22 protein-coding genes and 2 riboswitches are annotated in these 18,608 nt (G+C 69.4%); of the genes, 6 read left to right on the forward strand and 16 right to left on the reverse strand.

What is annotated here, in order from left to right; translation table 11 throughout:
• On the forward strand, window positions 1-507 hold a 507-nt coding region (locus ACWJIO_RS05680; protein ID WP_480311995.1), incomplete at its 5' end, for a cupredoxin domain-containing protein.
• Between the two features lie 35 nt (window positions 508-542).
• Here ACWJIO_RS05680 and ACWJIO_RS05685 read toward each other — a convergent pair.
• Window positions 543-2,036 carry a multicopper oxidase family protein gene (locus ACWJIO_RS05685; RefSeq protein WP_480311997.1) on the reverse strand — a complete coding sequence of 498 codons (1,494 nt, stop codon included), beginning with the start codon at window positions 2,034-2,036 and terminating at the stop codon, window positions 543-545.
• Between the two features lie 155 nt (window positions 2,037-2,191).
• The gene (locus ACWJIO_RS05690) at window positions 2,192-2,887 is read right to left on the reverse strand and encodes a DUF305 domain-containing protein (protein ID WP_480311998.1); all 696 of its coding nucleotides are present in this window, start codon (window positions 2,885-2,887) and stop codon (window positions 2,192-2,194) included.
• A gap of 143 nt (window positions 2,888-3,030) precedes the next feature.
• Between ACWJIO_RS05690 and ACWJIO_RS05695 the strand changes: the two genes are divergently transcribed.
• Together ACWJIO_RS05695 and ACWJIO_RS05700 are read left to right on the forward strand one after the other, a co-directional pair.
• Entirely contained in the window at window positions 3,031-3,234 is a 204-nt protein-coding gene (locus ACWJIO_RS05695) for a hypothetical protein (RefSeq protein ID WP_480311999.1), read from the forward strand.
• Between the two features lie 33 nt (window positions 3,235-3,267).
• On the forward strand, window positions 3,268-3,954 hold the full coding sequence (locus ACWJIO_RS05700; RefSeq protein ID WP_480312002.1) for a DUF547 domain-containing protein: 687 nt from the start codon (window positions 3,268-3,270) through the stop codon (window positions 3,952-3,954).
• A 12-nt stretch (window positions 3,955-3,966) separates the two neighbouring features.
• Here ACWJIO_RS05700 and ACWJIO_RS05705 read toward each other — a convergent pair whose 3' ends face one another.
• The 10 genes from ACWJIO_RS05705 to ACWJIO_RS05750 all read right to left on the reverse strand — a co-directional run bounded on the left by ACWJIO_RS05705 (window position 3,967) and on the right by ACWJIO_RS05750 (window position 13,253).
• Window positions 3,967-4,698 (reverse strand): TIGR04283 family arsenosugar biosynthesis glycosyltransferase, encoded by a 732-nt coding sequence (locus tag ACWJIO_RS05705; RefSeq protein ID WP_480312004.1) that lies wholly within the window; start codon window positions 4,696-4,698, stop codon window positions 3,967-3,969.
• Window positions 4,699-4,709: 11 nt separating this feature from the next.
• The gene (locus ACWJIO_RS05710) at window positions 4,710-5,876 is read right to left on the reverse strand and encodes an acyltransferase family protein (protein ID WP_480312006.1); all 1,167 of its coding nucleotides are present in this window, start codon (window positions 5,874-5,876) and stop codon (window positions 4,710-4,712) included.
• A 7-nt stretch (window positions 5,877-5,883) separates the two neighbouring features.
• Window positions 5,884-6,885, reverse strand: a complete 1,002-nt coding sequence (locus ACWJIO_RS05715; protein ID WP_480312009.1) for an arsenic resistance protein — start codon at window positions 6,883-6,885, stop codon at window positions 5,884-5,886.
• Between the two features lie 64 nt (window positions 6,886-6,949).
• Window positions 6,950-7,459, reverse strand: a complete 510-nt coding sequence (locus ACWJIO_RS05720; protein WP_480312011.1) for a hypothetical protein — start codon at window positions 7,457-7,459, stop codon at window positions 6,950-6,952.
• Window positions 7,410-8,435, reverse strand: a complete 1,026-nt coding sequence (locus ACWJIO_RS05725; RefSeq protein ID WP_480312013.1) for a fatty acid desaturase — start codon at window positions 8,433-8,435, stop codon at window positions 7,410-7,412. Before ACWJIO_RS05725 ends, ACWJIO_RS05720 begins: the two co-directional genes overlap by 50 nt.
• Window positions 8,436-8,715: 280 nt before the next feature.
• A riboswitch (cobalamin riboswitch) is annotated at window positions 8,716-8,890 on the reverse strand.
• A gap of 32 nt (window positions 8,891-8,922) precedes the next feature.
• A complete protein-coding gene (locus ACWJIO_RS05730) occupies window positions 8,923-9,531 on the reverse strand; it encodes a HupE/UreJ family protein (protein WP_480312015.1) in 609 nt (202 codons plus the stop codon).
• A 26-nt stretch (window positions 9,532-9,557) separates the two neighbouring features.
• A riboswitch (cobalamin riboswitch) is annotated at window positions 9,558-9,699 on the reverse strand.
• A 34-nt stretch (window positions 9,700-9,733) separates the two neighbouring features.
• Window positions 9,734-10,297, reverse strand: a complete 564-nt coding sequence (locus tag ACWJIO_RS05735; protein WP_480312017.1) for a pyridoxamine 5'-phosphate oxidase — start codon at window positions 10,295-10,297, stop codon at window positions 9,734-9,736.
• 28 nt (window positions 10,298-10,325) lie between these two features.
• Window positions 10,326-10,583 carry a hypothetical protein gene (locus ACWJIO_RS05740; protein WP_480312019.1) on the reverse strand — a complete coding sequence of 86 codons (258 nt, stop codon included), beginning with the start codon at window positions 10,581-10,583 and terminating at the stop codon, window positions 10,326-10,328.
• 57 nt (window positions 10,584-10,640) lie between these two features.
• The gene (locus ACWJIO_RS05745) at window positions 10,641-11,090 is read right to left on the reverse strand and encodes a CopD family protein (RefSeq protein ID WP_480312021.1); all 450 of its coding nucleotides are present in this window, start codon (window positions 11,088-11,090) and stop codon (window positions 10,641-10,643) included.
• Between the two features lie 3 nt (window positions 11,091-11,093).
• Window positions 11,094-13,253 (reverse strand): PhoX family protein, encoded by a 2,160-nt coding sequence (locus tag ACWJIO_RS05750; RefSeq protein WP_480312024.1) that lies wholly within the window; start codon window positions 13,251-13,253, stop codon window positions 11,094-11,096.
• A 90-nt stretch (window positions 13,254-13,343) separates the two neighbouring features.
• Here ACWJIO_RS05750 and ACWJIO_RS05755 point away from each other — a divergent pair, with 90 nt between their 5' ends.
• A complete protein-coding gene (locus ACWJIO_RS05755) occupies window positions 13,344-13,553 on the forward strand; it encodes a hypothetical protein (protein ID WP_480312026.1) in 210 nt (69 codons plus the stop codon).
• A 63-nt stretch (window positions 13,554-13,616) separates the two neighbouring features.
• Window positions 13,617-14,360 carry a hypothetical protein gene (locus ACWJIO_RS05760; RefSeq protein ID WP_480312028.1) on the forward strand — a complete coding sequence of 248 codons (744 nt, stop codon included), beginning with the start codon at window positions 13,617-13,619 and terminating at the stop codon, window positions 14,358-14,360.
• Here the strand turns inward: ACWJIO_RS05760 and ACWJIO_RS05765 are convergent.
• Together ACWJIO_RS05765 and ACWJIO_RS05770 are read right to left on the reverse strand one after the other, a co-directional pair.
• A complete protein-coding gene (locus ACWJIO_RS05765) occupies window positions 14,312-14,959 on the reverse strand; it encodes a thermonuclease family protein (RefSeq protein ID WP_480312030.1) in 648 nt (215 codons plus the stop codon). The two genes, ACWJIO_RS05760 and ACWJIO_RS05765, sit on opposite strands and share 49 nt — an antisense overlap.
• A gap of 39 nt (window positions 14,960-14,998) precedes the next feature.
• Window positions 14,999-15,652 (reverse strand): DoxX family protein, encoded by a 654-nt coding sequence (locus ACWJIO_RS05770; protein WP_480312032.1) that lies wholly within the window; start codon window positions 15,650-15,652, stop codon window positions 14,999-15,001.
• Between the two features lie 169 nt (window positions 15,653-15,821).
• On the opposite strand from ACWJIO_RS05770, the gene ACWJIO_RS05775 reads away from it, so the two are divergent.
• Entirely contained in the window at window positions 15,822-15,965 is a 144-nt protein-coding gene (locus ACWJIO_RS05775; protein ID WP_480312033.1) for a high light inducible protein, read from the forward strand.
• 141 nt (window positions 15,966-16,106) lie between these two features.
• Here the strand turns inward: ACWJIO_RS05775 and ACWJIO_RS05780 are convergent, their stop codons facing one another.
• On the reverse strand, window positions 16,107-16,313 hold the full coding sequence (locus ACWJIO_RS05780; protein ID WP_480312034.1) for a hypothetical protein: 207 nt from the start codon (window positions 16,311-16,313) through the stop codon (window positions 16,107-16,109).
• Between the two features lie 107 nt (window positions 16,314-16,420).
• Complete coding sequence (locus ACWJIO_RS05785) at window positions 16,421-18,520, reverse strand: glycogen debranching protein (protein ID WP_480312036.1); 2,100 nt, start codon at window positions 18,518-18,520, stop codon at window positions 16,421-16,423.
• Window positions 18,521-18,608 lie beyond the last annotated feature (88 nt).

Raw genomic sequence — 18,608 nt, forward strand, 5'->3', positions numbered from 1 at the left:
GCTGCGCCGCTTCCGGCCTGCGCCCCTGCCGAGGGCGGCCTGATGACGCTCCCAGAGTTGATGTTGCTTCTGCCGGCCGCCGCCACCAGTGCCGCCAGCACCGTCCCGCTCTGGCGCAGCATCGAGCAACCCCTGCTGCTGAAGCTGCTGGTGGCCGGCGCGGGGCTGGTGCTGATCGTCTGGGAGCTGTGGTGGTTCCTCGGCCGCCATGGCACGGGCGTGGCGGCCCGCGAGGGGGAGCACGGCCTGCAGGAGATCACCATCACGGTGGATGGGGGCTATGCCCCCTCACGGATCCGGGTGAAGGCCGGCCAGCCGGTGCGGCTCAGCTTTCACCGGATCGATCCGAGCGGCTGCGTGGCGAAGGTGATCTTCCCCGATTTCCACCAATCCCTCGATCTGCCCCTGGATGCCACCACCTCCGTGGACTTGCCGGCCAGGGCTGCCGGCACCTATCCCTTCCACTGCGGCATGAACATGGTGCGGGGCAGCCTTGAGGTGGAGTGACCCGGGGCGGCGCGTTCCAGGTTGGTCGCGAGCGCTCAGGCGCTGATCTCCAGGGTGCCCATCATGCCCAGCTCCTCGTGATCGAGGAAGTGGCAGTGATACACCGTGCGTCCGGCGAAATCATCGAACCGGGTGCGAATCCGCACGGTTTCGCCTGGACGCAGCAGCACCACATCTCTCCAGGCGCGCCACGGCTCCGGCGTGCCGTTGCGGCTGATCACCTGGAAGGGGTTGATGTGCACGTGGAAGGGGTGATCCATCACGCCGTCGTTCACCAGCTCCCACTCCTCTGTGTCACCGAGGCGCACGGAGGTGTCGATCCGGCCGTGGTCGAAGCCACGGCCATTGATCAGGAACACCATGCCCATGCCAGGGGCCATGCCGTGGTTGAGCACGAAGCGGCGCCTGCGCACTGGCGCCGGCAGGGGCTCCACCGGCAGCAGGCGCTCGGGCAGCTGCAGGGGCGTCACCGAGCCCTCGTAGTTCAGGGTGGCGATCGGCACCGGAGCCTGCTGCTCAAAGCCTGATCCCATCCTTCCCCTCCCCATTCCCATTCCTCTACCCATGCCCATGCGGCTGCCCATGCCGCCCATCATTCCGCCGGAGCCCCTGGCGTAGGGAAGGTTGAGAAGCCGGTAACGACCGCCCTGGCGCGCACCCCGCACCAGCACCTCAGCCCGCTCGCCGGGGGCCAGCATCAGTTCCGCCAGCTCCACCGGTGCCTCGATGGCACCGCCATCGGTGGCGATCAGGTGGAAGGGATGCTCCTCGAGGGCCAGCCGCCAGAAGCGGGCATTGGAGGCGTTCACGATCCGCAGCCGCAGCAGACCCCCTGAGGGGATCGAAAGCGCCGGGTTCACCTGGCCGTTGACGGTGAGCACCTCGCCCTCACGCCCCAGCATCATCCCCATGCCCATCGGGCTGAAGCCCCCCTGCCGGGGAAGATCCTTGAGGAAGAGCACCTGCTCCTCGGCGGCCTGCACCTCGGCGATCTGATCCAGGGCACCGCGCACGATGAACACCCCTCCGAGGCCGCCGAACACCTGATCGGCCGTGGTGCCGTGGTGGTGGGGGTGGTAATAGAAGGTGCCGGCGGGATGGTCGCCCGGCAGGGTGAAGGCGTAGCTGTGGCTTGCGCCGGGGGCCACGCTCACGAACACGTTGTCAGCACTGCCGCCGGGAGGGATGTGGAGGCCGTGGTAGTGCAGGTTGGTGGGGCGGGTCAGGCGGTTGTGCAGCTCGATCCGCACGACATCGCCGGGTTCGGCCTCTAGCTGGGGCCCAGGCAGCAGGCCGTTGTAAGTGAGGGCCCTGGACGGGCCGCCCGGGATCGCCACAGGGGTGTCCTGGACCACCAGGTCCAGTTCCAGGCGTCCGCCGCCGGAGCGCAGATGGGACGGGGCTGGTACACCCGTGCTGGCTTGGGATCGAATCGGGGCGGAGCGTCCCAGCAGGGCTGAGCCGGCGGCGATGGCGGAAGCACCGCCAGCCATAGCAAGAAAGGAACGGCGACCGAGTTGCCCGCTCATCGCGCCCCGAAGCAGAGATCCGCAGGAAGGGGGTGCAGCAGCAAACGATCGATCGCCTGGAATCCCATGACCCTGCGCCGCTAATGGACTTTTTTGAGCGTATGGTCTCCACAGGGGTGGAGTGTCAAGCGGGGAGCGTGCTTCTGCCGGGCCGCTCAGAGGGCAAAGAGCTCGTCGTACTGCGAGTACTCCGGCTTGCGCAATCCCTCCACCGCCAGCATGCGGCGCAACTCGATGATCTCGGCCCGCTGCGCCACGATCACAGCCCGCGCGAAGCGCCGGATCGTGGTGTTGGTGCTCTTGGCCAGGGCGTCATGGGCCATGATCAGCGCCCCGCCATGGTGGTGGAGCATGCCCTCGAGGAACCACACCACCCGGTTCTCCCGGGTGGGTCCGGCGCCCATCATCCGCATGCCCTCGATCTGGGCCTGGCTCATGCGGGTGAGGCCGGAGAGGCTGTTGGGATCACCGCCAGGCGCCAGCGCCACGGGATACACCGGCGCCTGGGGATACCAGGCCCTGCGCCACAGCCCCATGGCACGGATTTCGCTGGCCTGATCCCGCCAGATCGTGTTGCCCAGGGCCCCCACACCGGGCTGGTCAATGCCGAAGACGAATTCACTCATGCGCAGGGCGCCGGTGTGGTGCTGCACCATGCCGTCGAGGAAGCGCAGGTCGTAGGTGGCGCCGGCGGGGCCCACGTCATGGGCGTGGCCTGGGGTCGTCATGCCTGGCATGCCGTCCATGCCGTGATGACCCTCGTGGGGATCCACCTGGGCCAGGGCCGGGGAGGAGAGCAACGAAGCCAGAGCCAGTGCGGACACTCCGAACCGAAAGGCGGATCCAACCATGGGGAAAGGGGACAACGAAGCGGTTCAGTCCACCGTATGGTCTCCATCCAGCTAGAGAGTCAAGGGGAGCAAGCGGTCCACGCCAAGGCGCCTGCCCCCTTCGCCCGCGGCAGCGAGAATGGCCTGCTGAGCCGCTTCCCCCGATGACGCCTCTGCCCCCCGAGCCCGACGATCAGGATGCCGACGACAGGCTGGTGGATCGGGGCTTGCCCCTCGGCATGCGGCTGCTGGCCCTGGTGGGGGCGTTGTCGTTCGTGATGCTGGGCCTGAACAGCCTGCTGCCGGTGTTGCAGGAGCCGCCCTCACCGCCCTCGATGCCGGATCAGCGCGAGGGCAACGTCAGCTGAGCCGATGGCCCCTGCCCCCTGGATCCTTGCCGCATGAAAGACCCCGCCGTCTGGGACCAGCTGCTGCAGCGCTATGTGGACGGCCAAGGCAGGGTGGATTACGCCAACTGGCAGCGCCGGGATCGCCACACCCTCCGCGCCTGGCTGGCCGCCCAGACGGCCCACACCGAAGGGCGCCAGGAGCAGCTGGCCCACTGGATCAACCTCTACAACGCCTTCACGATTCAGGCCGTGCTGGAGGCCTACCCGATCGCCTCGATCCGCCCCAGCCTGCTGGGACTGCCGAACTGGGTTGGTTTTCTGCGCTTCTTTCAGCGGCCGCTGCACCGGCTGCAGGACGGTTGCTTCAGCCTGGCCCAGATCGAAAATCAGCTGTTGCGCCAGCTGGGGGATCCGCGCATTCACTTCGCGATCGTGTGTGCCTCGGTGGGTTGTCCCTTGCTCCGCCAGCGCGCCTACCGCACCGACGCCGTGGAGCAGCAGCTCGAAGCTGACCTTCACCGCTTCATCCACAACCCCGCCAAGGTGCGCTTCGAGCGGGAGCGCAACATCCTCTGGGTCAGCCGGATCTTTCAGTGGTACCGGGCTGACTTTCTGGCGGTGAGCGCCTCTCTGCCCGGCTACATCCTGCCCCGGTTGGGAGATGGAATTCCCCCAGGTCCAGAGCCCCAGGTGCGGTTCCTGCCCTACGACTGGAGCCTCAATCAGCAGAGGGGCTGAGTCGGCGCCCTCTCAGCGAACGTCGTCATAGAAGCGCCGCAGGTGCCGAGGTGGCAGGCCCAGGCCCCAGAGGATGCCGATGCCGAGATAGGTGGCGATGGCCTTGCCGGCCCCCCAGGCCCGCACGCGGCGATCGGAGCTCACCACCACCCGGCGGATCAGCCTGATCCTGCCCTGCTTCAGCAGCCTCAGGCAGAGGTCCCCATCCTCCAGCAGGGGCAGGGCTTCATCGAAGCCTCCGCCCTTCCAGAAGGTGTGGCGCCGGGTGATCATCACCTGATCGCCAAACAGCAGCCTCAGCCCCCGCAGGAACTGCAGCGGCCGAAACAGCAGCGGCGCCAGATAGGTTTTCAGCAGGTTCAGCCCCGACACGCCCCAGCAGGTGCGCTGGCCTGAGCGCATCAGGGAGACAAAGCCGGCGCAGGCCACCGAGGGATCGGCCAGGGCGCGTTCCGCCACCTCCACCAGATCCGTGGGGATCAGGGTGTCGGCATGCAGGAAACAGAGCAGCGCCCCACTGGCCTGGCGAGCCCCCTCATTCATCTGCACCGCCCGGCCGGTGGCCGGCGACTGGAGCACCCGCACCCCCGCTGACGCCGCAATGCTGGTGGTGTGATCGTGGCTGCCGCCATCCACCACCAGCACCTCCCAGGCCGGCGGGTCGAGGGCCTGCAGCCGCTCCAGGGTGGCGGCCAGGCAGGTGGCCTCATTGAGGGTGGGAATGATGATCGAGAGGCGCTGCATGGGGAGTGCGCTCAGGGCCGGCCCACCAGGCCAAAACACGGGCTCAGGGGGCCCAGGCGCCGGATCACACCCTCGTAGAGGCCCAGGCTGATCAGCAGGGAGCCGGCGCAGATCAGGGCGAATTTGGCGCCGATGGCGAGTGGCAGCGGCACCACCCACCAGCCCAGGCCCACCAGCACCGGCTGGTGCAGCAGGTAGAGCGGCATGGCGGCCTTGCTGCCGTAGCTCACCAGCGGATGGGGTGCCTTCAGGAAGCGGCGCGCCAGGGCGACCAGGGCCAGCACGGCGCACCAGCTGTTCCAGCCGCGAAAGGCCTGGAACAGCTGGGCGGCAGCAGACTGATCGCCCGCTGCGGGCGTGGCGCCGCTGAGCGTGAGGGCCACGAACACCGCCATGCTCAGCGCCGCCAGCGCCAGGAGCAGCCGGCGATGACGATCCAGCACCTCCCAGAGGCCGCTGTGGTGGCAGAAGAGGTAGCCGTAGACGAAATACAGCAGGTAGAGCAGCAGATTGGCCCAGTCGTCGTAGAGGTTCTGAAAGCCCGGCCAGCGGGGCCTCAGCAGGGCCTCCGAGAGCATCAGGGGCAGGGCCAGCAGCAGCAACGAGCCCAGGCTCACCCGCCAGCCTGCACCGCCTTCAGGTGGGCTGGGGCTGGACTGAGCACTCAGCCGGTCCAGCAGCGGCAGGCAGAGCAGGGTGATCACCAGCAGGTAGGCCAGAAACCAGAGGTGGGCCCACTCGAAGTGACCCGCTGGCCGAATCCCATCGAAGAAGTGGGGGTAGAAGCCCAGGTAGCCCAGGGCTGAATCCACGCTCTGCAGTTCGTGCACGTACACCTGGGGCGGCACCAGCACCAAAATGCCCACCCCCAGGGGCAGCAGCAGCCGTTGCAGGCGTTCCCGCAGGTAGGCCCCCGCACCGCGCGATCGCAGGGAGTACCAGCTCGCCGAGCCCGCCAGAAAGAAAAACAGGGGCATGTGCCACTGGTGCACCAGCAACAGAAAGCCCCCCAGGGCCCGGCTGCTCTCGGGATTGGTCACATAGAACGTGCCCAGATCGCCTGCGTAGAAGATCGCCGCGGCGTGAAAGGGAATCAGCAGCAGCACCGCCAGCAGGCGGGCGCCGTCGAGGGCATGGCAGCGGGGCGCGGGGAGAGCGGCCCGAACTGGACCGCTCACGGGCACCTCAGGCCGGGGCTTCCGCCGCCAGCGCAGGACCGAACAGGCGGTCGGTGGCCTTCACATACCAGGCGGCGGCCTGCACCTGAACGATGTAGGCCAGGGCGATGATCAGGGCAATCTCGGAGCCTTCCGGCCCGAAGGCCGTCATCGCCAGGGCCAGGGCGATCGAGAGGTTGCGCATCACCGTGCCGTACACGAGGGCGATGCCGTCGCTGCGGGGAAAGAAGCGGCGCGCCACGAGGGTGCTGAGGGCGAAGTTGATGCCGTAGAGCAGCAGCAGCGGCATCAGCATGCGCACCAGCAGCAGGGGCTGGCCCACGATCAGGGGCGCCTTGAGCGCCATGGCCACGGCCACGATGCCCACCACGCCCAGGGTGGAGAAGGGCGGCAGGCGGGGCTTGATCACCTTCTGGTAGTGCTCCCTGCCCTTGCAGGCGATCAGCACCATGCGGGTCACCTGGCCCAGCAGCAGCGGCAGGAACACGATCAGCAGGATCTGCTGGAACACCCTGGCCATCGGCACCTCCACCACAGCGCCCATCAGCGCCCTGGCGTAGAGGGGTGTGGCCAGGGAGCCAAGCACCAGGCCCACCACGGTCATGCGCACCGCAGCCTCCAGATTGCCTTGGGCAAACCCCGTCCAGGAGATGGTCATGCCGCTGGTGGGCAGCAGCGCCGCCAGCAACAGGCCGAGGGCCACCAGGGGCTGGCTGGGAAAGAACAGCCGGCCGATCGCCAGGGCCACAAAGGGGATCACCAGGAAGTTGATCGCCTGGGCGGTGAGCTGCAGCCTGAGGTCCTTGCCACCGAACAGAAGCGGCAGCCTCAGGTCGATCAGCATCGGATACACCATCAGAAAGGTGAGGGGCATCACCAGGCCCACCAGCCAGGCCGAGGGCAGGGTCACCCCCCAGGCCAGGCCGAGCAGCATGGCGGCGGGAATGGCCCACACCAGCCGCCGCTGCAGGGCCATCAGCAGGACGAAGGGCCAGGAGACGGCGGCCATGGCGGCGGGGGCGCAGCGGAATCATCACTCTACGCGTTTATGCGCATAACGGGGTGCTATTGGGTCATGGGGTGGCTGCGCAGGCAAATTCGCTCCAGCGGCGTTCCACCAGCTCAAAGCACTGCTGCGGCGGTGTGGGCAGCTTCTTCAGCAGGGCGATCAGCTCGGGACCGTTGCCGCACAGCAGCACCACCAGCTCCCGGGTCGGGTCGTAGCTGTCGAGGGCCCCCAGGCTCGGACGAATCGCCGCCGGCCCCAGCCCCTGCCGCCGCAGCTGGTCTGCGACCCGGTCGCGCTCCACATAGCGGCAGCTGAACGGCACCGCCTGCAGGCGCCAGTCGTGCTCCGGCGCGATCCGAGCGTCTAGCTGACAGATCAGCAGCCCTCGCCCGCTGGCCCGGTAGCCCCGCCAGGCGGCGTGGCCGATCACCAGGCTGTTCTGCTCCAGAAAGCGCGGCTCCCAGGCCCCATGGCATCCCGACCCCTGGGCATGCCCGGGCATCGGCCCCCGCCAGGGCAGCGACTCATGCCACGGCATCGGTCCGCCCCGGTAGTGGCACCAGGCGCTCGCCATCCTGATCCCAGAGCATGAAGCGGGCGCAACCGAGCATGTCGCCCAGGCGCAGGGTGGGCACATCGGCCAGCAGATGGGCATTGGCCTCGTGGGCCGCCCGCAGGTTGTAGTTGGGAATGCGCTCCGAGAGGTGATGGATGTTGTGGTAGCCGATGTCGGCCGTGAACCAGCGCAGCCAGGCCGGCAGCTGCAGATAGCTGGTGCCCTCCAGGGCCCCCTGCAGGTGGCTCCAGCCCTCGGTGTTGTGGGCATAGGAGCCCTCGAAGATGTGCTGCACGAAGAAGATCCAGATGAAGATCGCCGCCGCGAAGGCCAGGGTCACGCCATAGAGCCCGAGCACCAGGCCGAAGCCCCAGCGCTGGCCCGCCAGGATCAGCAGACCCACCACCGCCACGTTGTTGAGCAGCAGATCCCAGAACTCGGCCGAGCGCGGCATGGCCTGGGCCCGGATCGCCCGGGAGATCGCCTTGAGCAACTCCAGCCTGGGCTGGATGGCGAGGTAGTAAAAGCCTCCAGGCAGGCCCATCAGCGGATGGCGCAGCAGCCCATAGGTGGCCTGCTGCCTGGCACTGAGCTGGGCGAAGTCATCGGTGGTGATCAGATCGGTGACGCCGCGGTAGCGCTCCCAGTCGCCATTGGTGCGGTGGTGAAAGGCGTGATCGTTTGACCAGGCCAGCTGGGGGATGGCATTCACCAGCCCCAGGGTGAAGCCACCCACCCGGTTGAGCCAGCGGCTGCGGAACAGGGAGTGGTGGCCGCAGTCGTGCATCAGGGAGAAGCAGCGCAGCGAGAACAGCACCAGGGGAATCACCAGCAGGGGCACGGCCCAGGGCGCCCGCTGGGCGGCCTCAATGGCAAGGGCCCAGCAGGCCAGGTAGGGGCCCACGGCGCTGAGGATCTGGAAGGCGCCGTGCCAGTTGCTGCTGCGGGCATAGGGAGCCAGAACGAAGTCGGCTGGCCGAAGGTCGGTGGTCATGCAGGGGGGCGAGGAGACAAGGCCGGGGAAGCAAAGACGAGACTGCAGCCATGCGGTGCATGGCCCTGCAGAAGAAGAACCACGGCGCCTACAGGTGAACCAGCCCCGACCCTGGGGGTCGGCGCTGGCATGGCCGGGCCATGCAACTCTCGATTGGGTTTGGAAACGTCTACGGCGCTTCTCAGCGCTCCACCAGGCCCTGGCAGGCCGACAGGGGATGGGATCCGATGCTGGAAGGAAAGGCTGGATTCATCGTGGAACCCGGTCCGCGCCGGGGGAGAGGGGGCTGATCACAACGGCGAGCGTTCTGACTGAGGGGTGCTCCCTTGAGCGAACCCCATCACAGCTGCGGGACAGCGCCGGACTCGCAGAGGATCCAAGAACCCTCTCCCCACCGGACTTTCCTCCTTAAGTCCAGGGTGTGAACCACTGGAACCGTCGATGCCATTCTGCTGCAGAGGCCAGCGAACTGACGCCTCGTCGGTGTTCAGCGGGCTCCGAAGGCAATCGGGCCGAGGCTCAGCGCCGCGCCAGCCAGGGCGAGCAGCAGGGCTACGGCGGCGGTCCAGCGGCTGGGCAGCCGCCGCAGCATCAGGTAGCTGCTGCCGCTCACCAGCACCGAGGCGCAGAAGGCGCCCGCCCACCACAGGGCTGAGGCGGCACCGGCCGGTGCCTCCTGGCCGTGCAGCATGGCGTGCACGGCCACCGCAGCAGCGATCAGGGCGCCGCAGAACTCCAGGGCCGGCGCCCGCGACGACTGCTGGCTGCGCAGCACCAGCAGGGCCACGGCCGGAATGGCCAGGCCCGCCAGCAGCTCGGCACCGGGCAGGCCGCCGCCCACGGCGCCGAACACGCCTCCGGCCAGGGCACCCGCCAGACCCCAGAGCAGCAGTTCGGCCGACAGGTAGGAGGCCGCGGCGCCAACGGCGATCAGCAGCAGCAGGTGATCGGTGCCGGCCAGGGGGTGCAGGAAGCCTCCAGCCAGGCCGCCTGAGGCCACGCTGTGGGCCTGGGCGGGCTGGCCCAGGAGCAGGGTCGTGGCAGTGGCAAGAGCCACCAGAAGGCCGAGGGAGCGGCTGGAGCGGAGGTGTTGCATGGATTCTCCCGGTTTCCGCGCCGGGCAGGAAAGAACTCAAAGCGGCGAGCGTTCTGGCTCAGGAGCAGGTCTCTCCTTCACAGCTGCGGGACAGCGCCGGACTTGCACCGGACTTTCCTCGTTTCCTTCCGGGCCTGAGCCACGGAAACCACTCCGCCCCCATTGTGCTCCTGCCGTGGCGATTCGGCAGTAGCCCGAACCTTCAGGGATTGAGCCCTTCCTCACGCCAGCCGTGCTCCAGCCGCCAGCGACGGCGCCGGTGGGGATGCCCCCCCAGCTCCAGCAGGTCCACATGCTCCAGCTGGATCTGGAGCAGCTGAAACTGGGGCGGCAGCGGCGTGCCGTCGTCGAGGGCGGCCGGGAAGGCGGCGCCGGCCTGAAGGGGTGCCCCCGGTTCGGGCCAGCCCCAGAGGGCCCGGCCGCCGGGGCTGAGGGCCTGCCAGTGCCTCAGCCGTGCCGTCCGATCGGCCGCGGCATCGGGGTTGAGCAGGCGCCCCCGCAGGCGGAACTGGCTGCGGGCCCTCACCAGCAGCCAACAGAGTTCCACGGCCGGCTGCCGGTGCAGTTCAGCGGCCTTGGCGCTGCGGCCATCGGTGAACAGCTCCAGCACGCTGCCCTCCACCCAGCCGCGGAACACCAGGGTGCGCACCCGGGGGGTGCCATCGGTGGCCACGCTGGCCAGCTGCAGCCAGCGGGCCGCCGGGGAGCGTCCTTCGCGCTGACGTGCTGCCCGCAGCAGGGGGCGCCAGGGAGGGAGTTCGATCACACCCTCCCAGCGTCACGCCGCCCCACCCTCACGCCGATTGGGCCGCGCGGCGCTGGAAGGCGAGGGCCCCACCGCCCACCGCCGCCAGCCCGAGAGCTCCGGCCACGGCCAGAAACACCAGCGTCTGCAGGGCCAGCAGAAACAGCCCCAGGGCCGAGGCGGCCTTGATCTGGATGCGGGCCTTGATCAGCAGCGTGAGCAGCAGCAACACAGTGGCCTGAAGGCCGGCGGCCTTGGCGGCGAGGGCCGCGGTGGTGAGGGGGCCGAAGGGACAGGGAAGCAGCATGGGCTCAGGGCGTTACCCCCATGCTGGCGGGTGGGCCCTGCCAGCCGCTGGCCTCGCTCAGCTGAAGCCCCCCAGCCGGATGCCGGCGCCCACCACCACGAAGGCGATCGCCAGGGCGGTGATGGCGCGGATGTGCCAGGCCAGTGGACCCAGTCGGCTGTCGGTGAGGTTGGGGATCAGGCGCAGCCTGGCGTCCAGGGCCAGGGCCACGGTGGCGGCGAGCAGCAGCAGCTTGGTGCCCAGCAGCACCCCGATCGGGTTCGCCGGGTTGAACAGGCCCTGCAGGCCCGGCAGATAGATCCAGGCCATGGCCAGGCCGGTGATCACCTGGATCGCCAGGGCGGTGAGTCCGAGCGGCTCAAACACCTCCTCGTAGGCCCGGATCGGCGCGGCGCTGGCCTGGCGCAGGGCCCGGGGCAACACCCCCAGATCCAGCAACAGGTGGCCGCCGGTCCACACCGTGGCGGCCAGGGCATGCACGATCACCAGCCAGGAGAACAGAGACATCGCTCAAGGCAACAGCGGCCCGCCGGTTTGGCGGCTGATGGCCACGATCCCAGGCCGGGGCACCCTGCCGGGCACGCCCGAGGGCCAGTTCGAGCCGGTCGGCACCCAGCGCTCCTGCTCGAAACCCGCCCCATCGCGATCCACCAGGGCGGTGGCGTGGCGGCTGGACCCCTGGGCCCTGCGGGTGCCATGCACTTCGCCGGGGTGCTGCACGGCCAGAAACAGGCTGTGCCCGGAGCTGTCGAAGCAGGGCCCGGTGAGCTCGCACTCCATGGGCCCAGTGGCGAAGCAGAGGGCCTCGCCCCGGGCCGGCCCGCGCCTGGGCAGCACCCAGCAGCTGTTATTGCCGAAGGCCTCGGCCGGGCTGGCCCCTGAGGAGCGGTCGGTCACCACCCAGATGTTGCCGGCGCCATCCACCTCCAGGTTGTCGGGGTTGGCGAAGCCCACGCCCCCCTCCCAGGGCAGGCCGCCCACCGCCACCATCTGCCAGCGGAAGCCGCCGGCGCTGGAAGTGCTCTCGCTGAGTCGCATCACCCAGCCGTGGGGCCAGGTGGGCTCCCCGGCCGGGCCGGAGAAGATGGCGGGGTCGGCCCGGCCCTCCCGATCGGCTCCCCCGGCCGTGAAAGCGATCAGCAGATCGCCTGTGGCCGGATCGATCACCGTGTCTTCCGGGCGGGCTGCGGCGGTGGCTCCCACGGCGTTGGCGGCCAGATGGGCGTCGATCAGGATCGCGCCGAGCTGGGTCTCGCCGCTGCCGGGGTAGAGGGCAGCCAGGCTGCGGAACTGCTCGAGATAGCGCCCCACCTCGGCATCGCTGCTGAGGTCGACGGCGCCGGGCTGGCGGCGGTCGGGGTGGGGCAACCGCGTGGCCTGGCTCAGGCCCCAGCGCTGGTAGTGGCTGGGCAGCTGGGGAGCCAGGGGAGTGGTGGGCAGCAGCGGAATCCAGCGGCCCTGGCCGCCGGCGCTGAACTGGGCCACCTCCAGTTGGCCGGCGCTGAACAGGGCGGAATTGGCTGGATCGAGAGGATCGCTGATCCGCTCTGCGCTCACGTAGCGGTAGAGGTGGCCGCCGTGGCGGTCGCACCCGGAGTACAGCACCAGGGGCTGGCCGGCCTCGGCCTTCACGGCCACGGCCTCATGGCGGCAGCGCCCCAGGGCGGTGTGCTTCACCGCAGGCCGCTGGGGCCGGCGCGGATCCAGCTCCACAATCCAGCCGTATTTGTTGCCCGCCAGGGCGAAGGGGTTGCCCAGGCCGCGGAGCCTGCGGCCGTCCCAGTGGAAGGGGAGCTCAGACGGGTCCAGCGAGGAGCCATCGGCGTACACCGCCTCGCACACCTGCGTCTGGATGTTCTCCTCGGCGCTGAGCACGGTGCCCCAGGGGGTGGTGCCGCCGGCGCAGTTGGCGAAGGTGCCGATGATTCGCTCGCCGAGGCCGTCGTCGTAGCCGAGGCGGCGCTCGGCGCGGAACACCGCCGCCGCCGGCCCACTGGCGCGCAGGGCCTGGGCGGGATCCTGCAGGCCACTGAGGCCGCTGATGCGGCGGTCGAAGCGCCCTGGCTGGCGGCGCCAGCGGCCTTCGGGCCCCTGCTCCAGGCCCGCCACGCCGATGCCGAGATCCTCAAGGGCAGCGCCGGCCACCTCCTTCACCATGGCCAGCAAGGGATCGCCACTGGCCAGGGCGGTGGCATCCACCCGGGAGTTGCGATCGGCCAGGGCCGCCTGGAGCTGCTCCAGGGGCAGGCTGAGGCCGCGGGCTTCACCCAGCCCCTCCGCCCAGGGAAGGGGGCTGATGTACTCGAAATTGACGGTGAGCAGGGCCTGCCCCGGCGCCAGGGGCAGGTAGGCGAGGTGGTCGTTGTTGTATCCGAAGCTCCCATCCCCCAGCGGATCCCCCCACACCGCCAGCAGATCGGCCCGGTAGCCAGCCGGCACCACGAGGCGATCCTCGAGGTGCACCTGGCCGTAGTGAAGGCGCTGCTCCGCGGCGCTGAGGCCATCGAGGGGCAGGGGCAGCGGCGTGGACACTGGCTGAAAGGGCAGCCCGCCGCTGCGGCCACTGCCGCGGATCGGGCTTGGCGAGGCGCGTCCTGGCCTGGCCCGCCCGGCCTGGGCCGTTCCGGCTGTCGCCAGGCCGAGCAGCACCAGCAGGGAGCGACGGTTCATGGCGGCCAGTCTCGGGCCTGACCGTGGTCGTCCAGGCGACAGCCGCTTCGCAACGCCCCCTCTTCACGGCCCCCCCAGAAGGATGCCAGGATGAACACACTTCGTAACATCGCCATGACCATGGGCGAACTGTTTCTCGAGTCGATGGCTTCAGGGGTGATCACCCCCGAAGAGCTGAGCTGGCTGGCCAGGCGCCAGACGGAGTTTTCCCGAGTGGAGGAGGCCGCGGCCCTGCGCCTCGGCAGGCTTCTGGATCAGGGCGTGATCCAGCTCGGCTGCCGGTTGCCGCGGCTGGCCTGAGGCATCGCCGCCATGCTGGATCCCCCGGGGGGGGCTGTTCACCCAGAAGCAGGAGCTCAGCTCATGTCCGCGTCATTGGCTTTCGTTCTGGCTCCTGAGTCGGGCCTTCCCCCCGATGGCCCCACGGACTGGGACCAGCTGCAGCTGGCCCAGCGCCACGGCATCCGCGAAGCGGCCGCCTTTCGGCTCTATGCCCTGCCGGAGGCTGGGCATAGAGCCCTTGCTGAGTCAGGCCAGGGCCTTGAGGCGCTTCCCTTCAACGGCAGCATCCCCGAGGGCCTGCCCCAGGCTGCTGCGACCCAGCTCTATTGCGATGCGGTGATCCCGCGCTTCGATCCGCCCCAGTTGTGGCTGGCGGTCTACGCGCTGGAAGACGACCGCACCAAGGCCGTCGCCCTGGACCGTTTCCCGCTGCACCAGGCAGAGAACGAAGCCTGCTGGTTCTATCCCACCGACGACGGCACCTACCTCTGCTGGGAGCGGGCTGAGGCCATCACCCTGGCGCCAGGCTTCATCGCTGATCCTTCCTGCTGCCCCTCGGCCTCGGACTACCGCCGCAGCTCCCTGCATCTGTTGTGGTCCCTGATGGCCGACGACCCGGACCTCACCTGCGTGGGGATCACCTACGCGGGGGTCCGCCTCGAATGGCCGGTGCTGAGCGATGAGCCCGCGGCTGCCGCCTCCTGGACCGCCTTCGAGGTGGACAGCGCAGCCAGCCCCCATTACCGCCAGATCGCCACGGTGCGGGCCCATGGCCCTCAGCGCAGCGATTCGCAGGCCTCGCCGTCACCATTGCCATCGAGATAGGTGTGGCCCTGCCGCAGCATCTGCTGGGCTCGGCCATGGGAGCCGATCTGCCGGCAGCTGTAGCGCCTGCCTGAGCTGCCGCCATTGCCACCACGGCGGAACTCCCACGGGCGGGTGATGCCGCCCACCACCTGCCACACGCCGCTGCGGCGCCGGCTGGCCCGCTCTTCGGCGGCGAGGTAGGCGCGGGCGTTGCACTGACCCAGGTAGCGGCGATAGACGAAGGCCTGGCCGGATTCCACCAGCGCCAGGCCGATGTTCACCGGGTCCGAGGCGTTGCTGATCACCTCGGCCACCGTGCGGCCGAAGCGGTCAGTACTTTTGACGCGCAGGCTGACGGAACTGCTGACGCGCAGCCGCAGGCGCAGGGCGTTGCGGGCCTCCTGGCCGTGGGGGGCCTGGTTCAGCTCGGCGGCATCGATGCAGGCCAGCCGCACCGTCACCACCCGGCCCGCCTGCCGCACCCTCAGGCTGTCCCCGTCACCGATCGACAGCACGGTGGCGCTGACGGTGCCGCCGGTCGCTGCGGAGGGGAGCGGGGCGACCAGGCAGAGGGCGGCGGCAGTGGCGCAGCCCAGAACTGTGAACCGACGAACCATGGGGCCATTGTCCAGCCCCCGGGTGTGGGCGCCGCGCGCTCAGGCGCCCTGAGCGGCACTGACGGCGACCGCCTGGGGCTGGGCAGCAGGACGGCCGCCGCGGGATCCATCGACCGACTCGCTGACCAGCTCGGCGGTGATGGCGCCGTCAAAGGAGAGCCGTCCAGGGCCGAGCAGCAGCAGGGCCAGGCTGCCGCCCAGATAGAGCACCACCAGTTCCAGCACGTAGATGTTGAGCCCGGCGGTGAGGATGTGGTGGTAGGCGGCCACGGCCATGGTGCCGGTGATCGCCAGGGCTCCCAGCGGCGTCAGCAGGCCCAGGATCAGCAGCCAGCTGCCCACCACCTCCGAGAAGCCAGCCACGTAGGCGAGCAGCAGCGGGAAGGGCAGGTGCAGCGGCGCCACATAAGTGTCGGCGAAGGCCTGGGGATTGGCGAGCTTGTCCTGGCCGTGGTGGATCATCATCAGGCCGATCGCCAGCCGCAGGGCCAGCAGGCCGATGCTGGCGGCGGTGCCCTTCTGCAGCACGTAGCGCCGCAGGCCGCTCTGCACAGCCGGGCGCTGCAGCAGGCGGGTGAGTGGGCCAGCCCCCTCGGCAGGGGCAAGGTCGGGACGGTTGAGGCGCAGCAGCCAGAGGGCCATAAGGGAACCGGTGAGGCCGGCGAAGCCCTCGAGGAGTTGGGCGGTGGTCATCGCTCAGGGGAGATCTCACCAGACTCTGGCAAGCCGGGTAACGAAACGTGAAGCACTGGCTGAGAAGGGAAGGAGGGGCGGGAAGCCGGCTCCCTTCGGGCCAGCACGGCGCCCCAAACCGCCCCAAGCACTGTTACTATTTCTTCACGTTTCGCAACCAAGCGCAACCATGTCTGACTCCGCTTCCCGCTTCGGTTTCGTGGCCTTCGCCGAAACCTGGAATGGCCGCCTGGCCATGCTCGGCTTCGTGATCGGCCTTGCCACCGAAGTTCTCACCGGCCAGGGCATCCTCGGTCAGATCGGCCTCGGCTGAGCCCTGTCCCTAGCCCCAGAACGCCGCAGCGGCGCCATCCCCAGGGACGGCGCCGCTTTTTGCTGGTCTGGGGTGACTGTGGATCGACCGCACGGATGGCGGCAGACCCCGCGGACGCTGGTCCGCCGGGGCCTGGAACCTTCAGGAGGCCTGCTGGTAAAGCGCTTCGAGGCGTTCGCGGTTGAGGTCCACATAGAGGAGCCGCTCGCCGGGCTCCGGGGCTTCAGGATGGCGGCTGCGGATCCGCGGCCCGGCCGCGGATCCGCCACGGAAGCCCTGGCTCATCAGGGCGAAGGAGCTGCACAGCAGAACGGCTGCAGCCACGGCGTAGAGGAGGGCAAAGACCACGGCATTCAGCTCGTAACGACCATCAGCTTAGTGTAAAGAAGTGTTAATCGTGACAGATTGTTAAGCCCGTGACCTGGCTGCTGCCGCGGCGGCCTCGTCCCGGCGGTTCAATCCAGCTTCACCCCGGCCAGCCGCCGCCGCGCCACCAGCAACACCAGGCTGCGGCTCTCCAGCGGGATCCCCGCCGGGCTCCAGATCCCCGGACGGGCCGGCAGGTCCTGGCCGGCGGGCAGGGCGGTGTCGATCACCCGCAGCCAGCCGGAGGTGGAGACCGGCAGGTCGAAGTGCACGGCCTTGCTGAAGGCGTTCATGCCACACCACAGCAGCGGTCCCTGGGTGTGGTCGTTGATGCTCCAGGCCACGGTGTGCGACCAGCTGGCCCAGTCCGGCCGGGTGATCTCCACGCCGTGCCACTGGCGCCAGCGCTGCTGGGGATCGTCGTGCCGCTTTTGGGGACGGTCCTGCAGGGGCAGCTCGGGGTTGATCAGATCCACCAGGTGCCGCCTCAGGCTCAGCAGCCGCCGCACGAAGCGGCGCAGGGCCAGATCGCCGCTGTCGGGCTGCCAGTGCATCCAGCCGAGGGGGTTGTTCTGGCACCAGGTGTTGTTGTTGCCCCCCTGGCTGCGGCGCACCTCATCACCCATCAGCAGCATCGGCATCCCCGGAGCGAGCAGCAGGGTGCACAGCAGGTTGCGCAGCTGCCGCTCCCGCAGGAGCGTCACGGCATGGTCGCTGCTCGGGCCCTCCACGCCGTGGTTCCAGCTGCTGTTGTGGTTGTCGCCGTCCCGGTTGTCCTCGCCGTTGGCCAGGTTGTGCTTGCCGTTGAAGCTCACCAGATCGGCCAGGGTGAAGCCGTCGTGGGCGGTGAGGAAGGTGATGGCCTGACCCGGGTGGGTGGGCATCAGGTTGTAGAGGTCGGGGCTGCCGCTGAGCCGCTGGCCCACGGCCCAGGAGCAGTTTTCATCGCCCTTCCAGAAGCGGCGCAGGTCGTCGCGGAAGCGGCCGTTCCAGGTGGCCACCCGCCGGGCTGGGAAGTCGGCCAGCTTGTAGAGACCGCCGCAGTCCCACGGTTCGCTGATCAGCTTCAGGTCGGCGAGGTCGGGGTCGGCCTCCATGGCCTCAAACAGCGGTGGCCGGGCCAGGGGCGCCAGGTTCTCGCCCCGGCTCAGGGCGATGCCCAGGTCGAAGCGGAAGCCATCCACGCCCAGCTCCGTGGCCCAGCAGCGCAGCGATTCCAGGATCAGGTGCTGCACCAGCGGCCGGTTGGCGGCGATCGTGTTGCCGCAGCCGCTCACGTCCTGGTACTCGCCCAGGGCGCTCTGCTGGTAGTAGAGGCGGTCGGCGAAGCCGCGCCAGCTCAAGGTGGGGCCGTGCTGGTTGCCCTCACTGGTGTGGTTGTAGACCACATCCAGCAGCACCTCGATGCCCGCCAGGTGGCAGGCCTTCACCAGCTGCCGCACCTGGTCGCGGGCTCCCAGGGGATCGTTCCCCACCAGGTAGTCGGGATGGGGGGCCATCCAGCTCAGGGGGCTGTAGCCCCAGTGGTTCTCGCGGCCCGGCGGCGCGTCGCTGGGATCGAAGGCCATCACAGGCAACAGCTCGATCGCCGTGATGCCCAGCTCCCGCAGCTGGGGCAGGGTGTCGATCAGACCCAGCAGGCTGCCCTGGCGGTCAGGCTTCACCGGGCAGCCGGCGCCCTGGGTGAAGCCCCCCACATGCAGTTCGTAGATCACGCTGCGCTGCCAGCTGTGGCGCGGCCGGGGCGCGGCTTCGAAATCGAAGCGGTCGCGCTCGGTGACCACGCCCCGCAGGCAGCAGGAGCTGTTGGGGGCGGCGCCGACCGCGGCGGCGCGGCGGTAGCCCTGCCAGCCGGCGATGGCCCGGGCGCAGGGATCCAGCAGCACCTTCGAGGGGGCGAAGCTGTGGCCACCCGGCTGCAGGGGGCCGAACACCCTGTAGCCGTAGCAGCAGCCGAGCCCCAGGCCCTCCACCTCCACGTGCCAGTGATCGCCGGAGCGGTGGCGGCCATCGAGCGCCACGACCCGGCTCGGTTCGGTGGCGTCCGGGTGGCTGAACAGGACAAGTTCGAGCCGGGTGGCCCGGGGAGCCACCACCGAGAAGTTCACCCCGCGGGAGGTGAGGGAGGAACCCAGGGGGCCCGGGCGCCCGGGATGGATGGCTCCGGAACGACTCCGACGGGTCGCCAAGGGCGCCGCTTGGGCCGAGATTGGTGAGGCAGACAACGGCTCGGGCCAGCTTGCCCAACACACTAGACAGACCTTCCCGGCCCGGGCC

Source organism: Paraciimarium castrense LEGE 11436 (genome assembly GCF_056633055.1).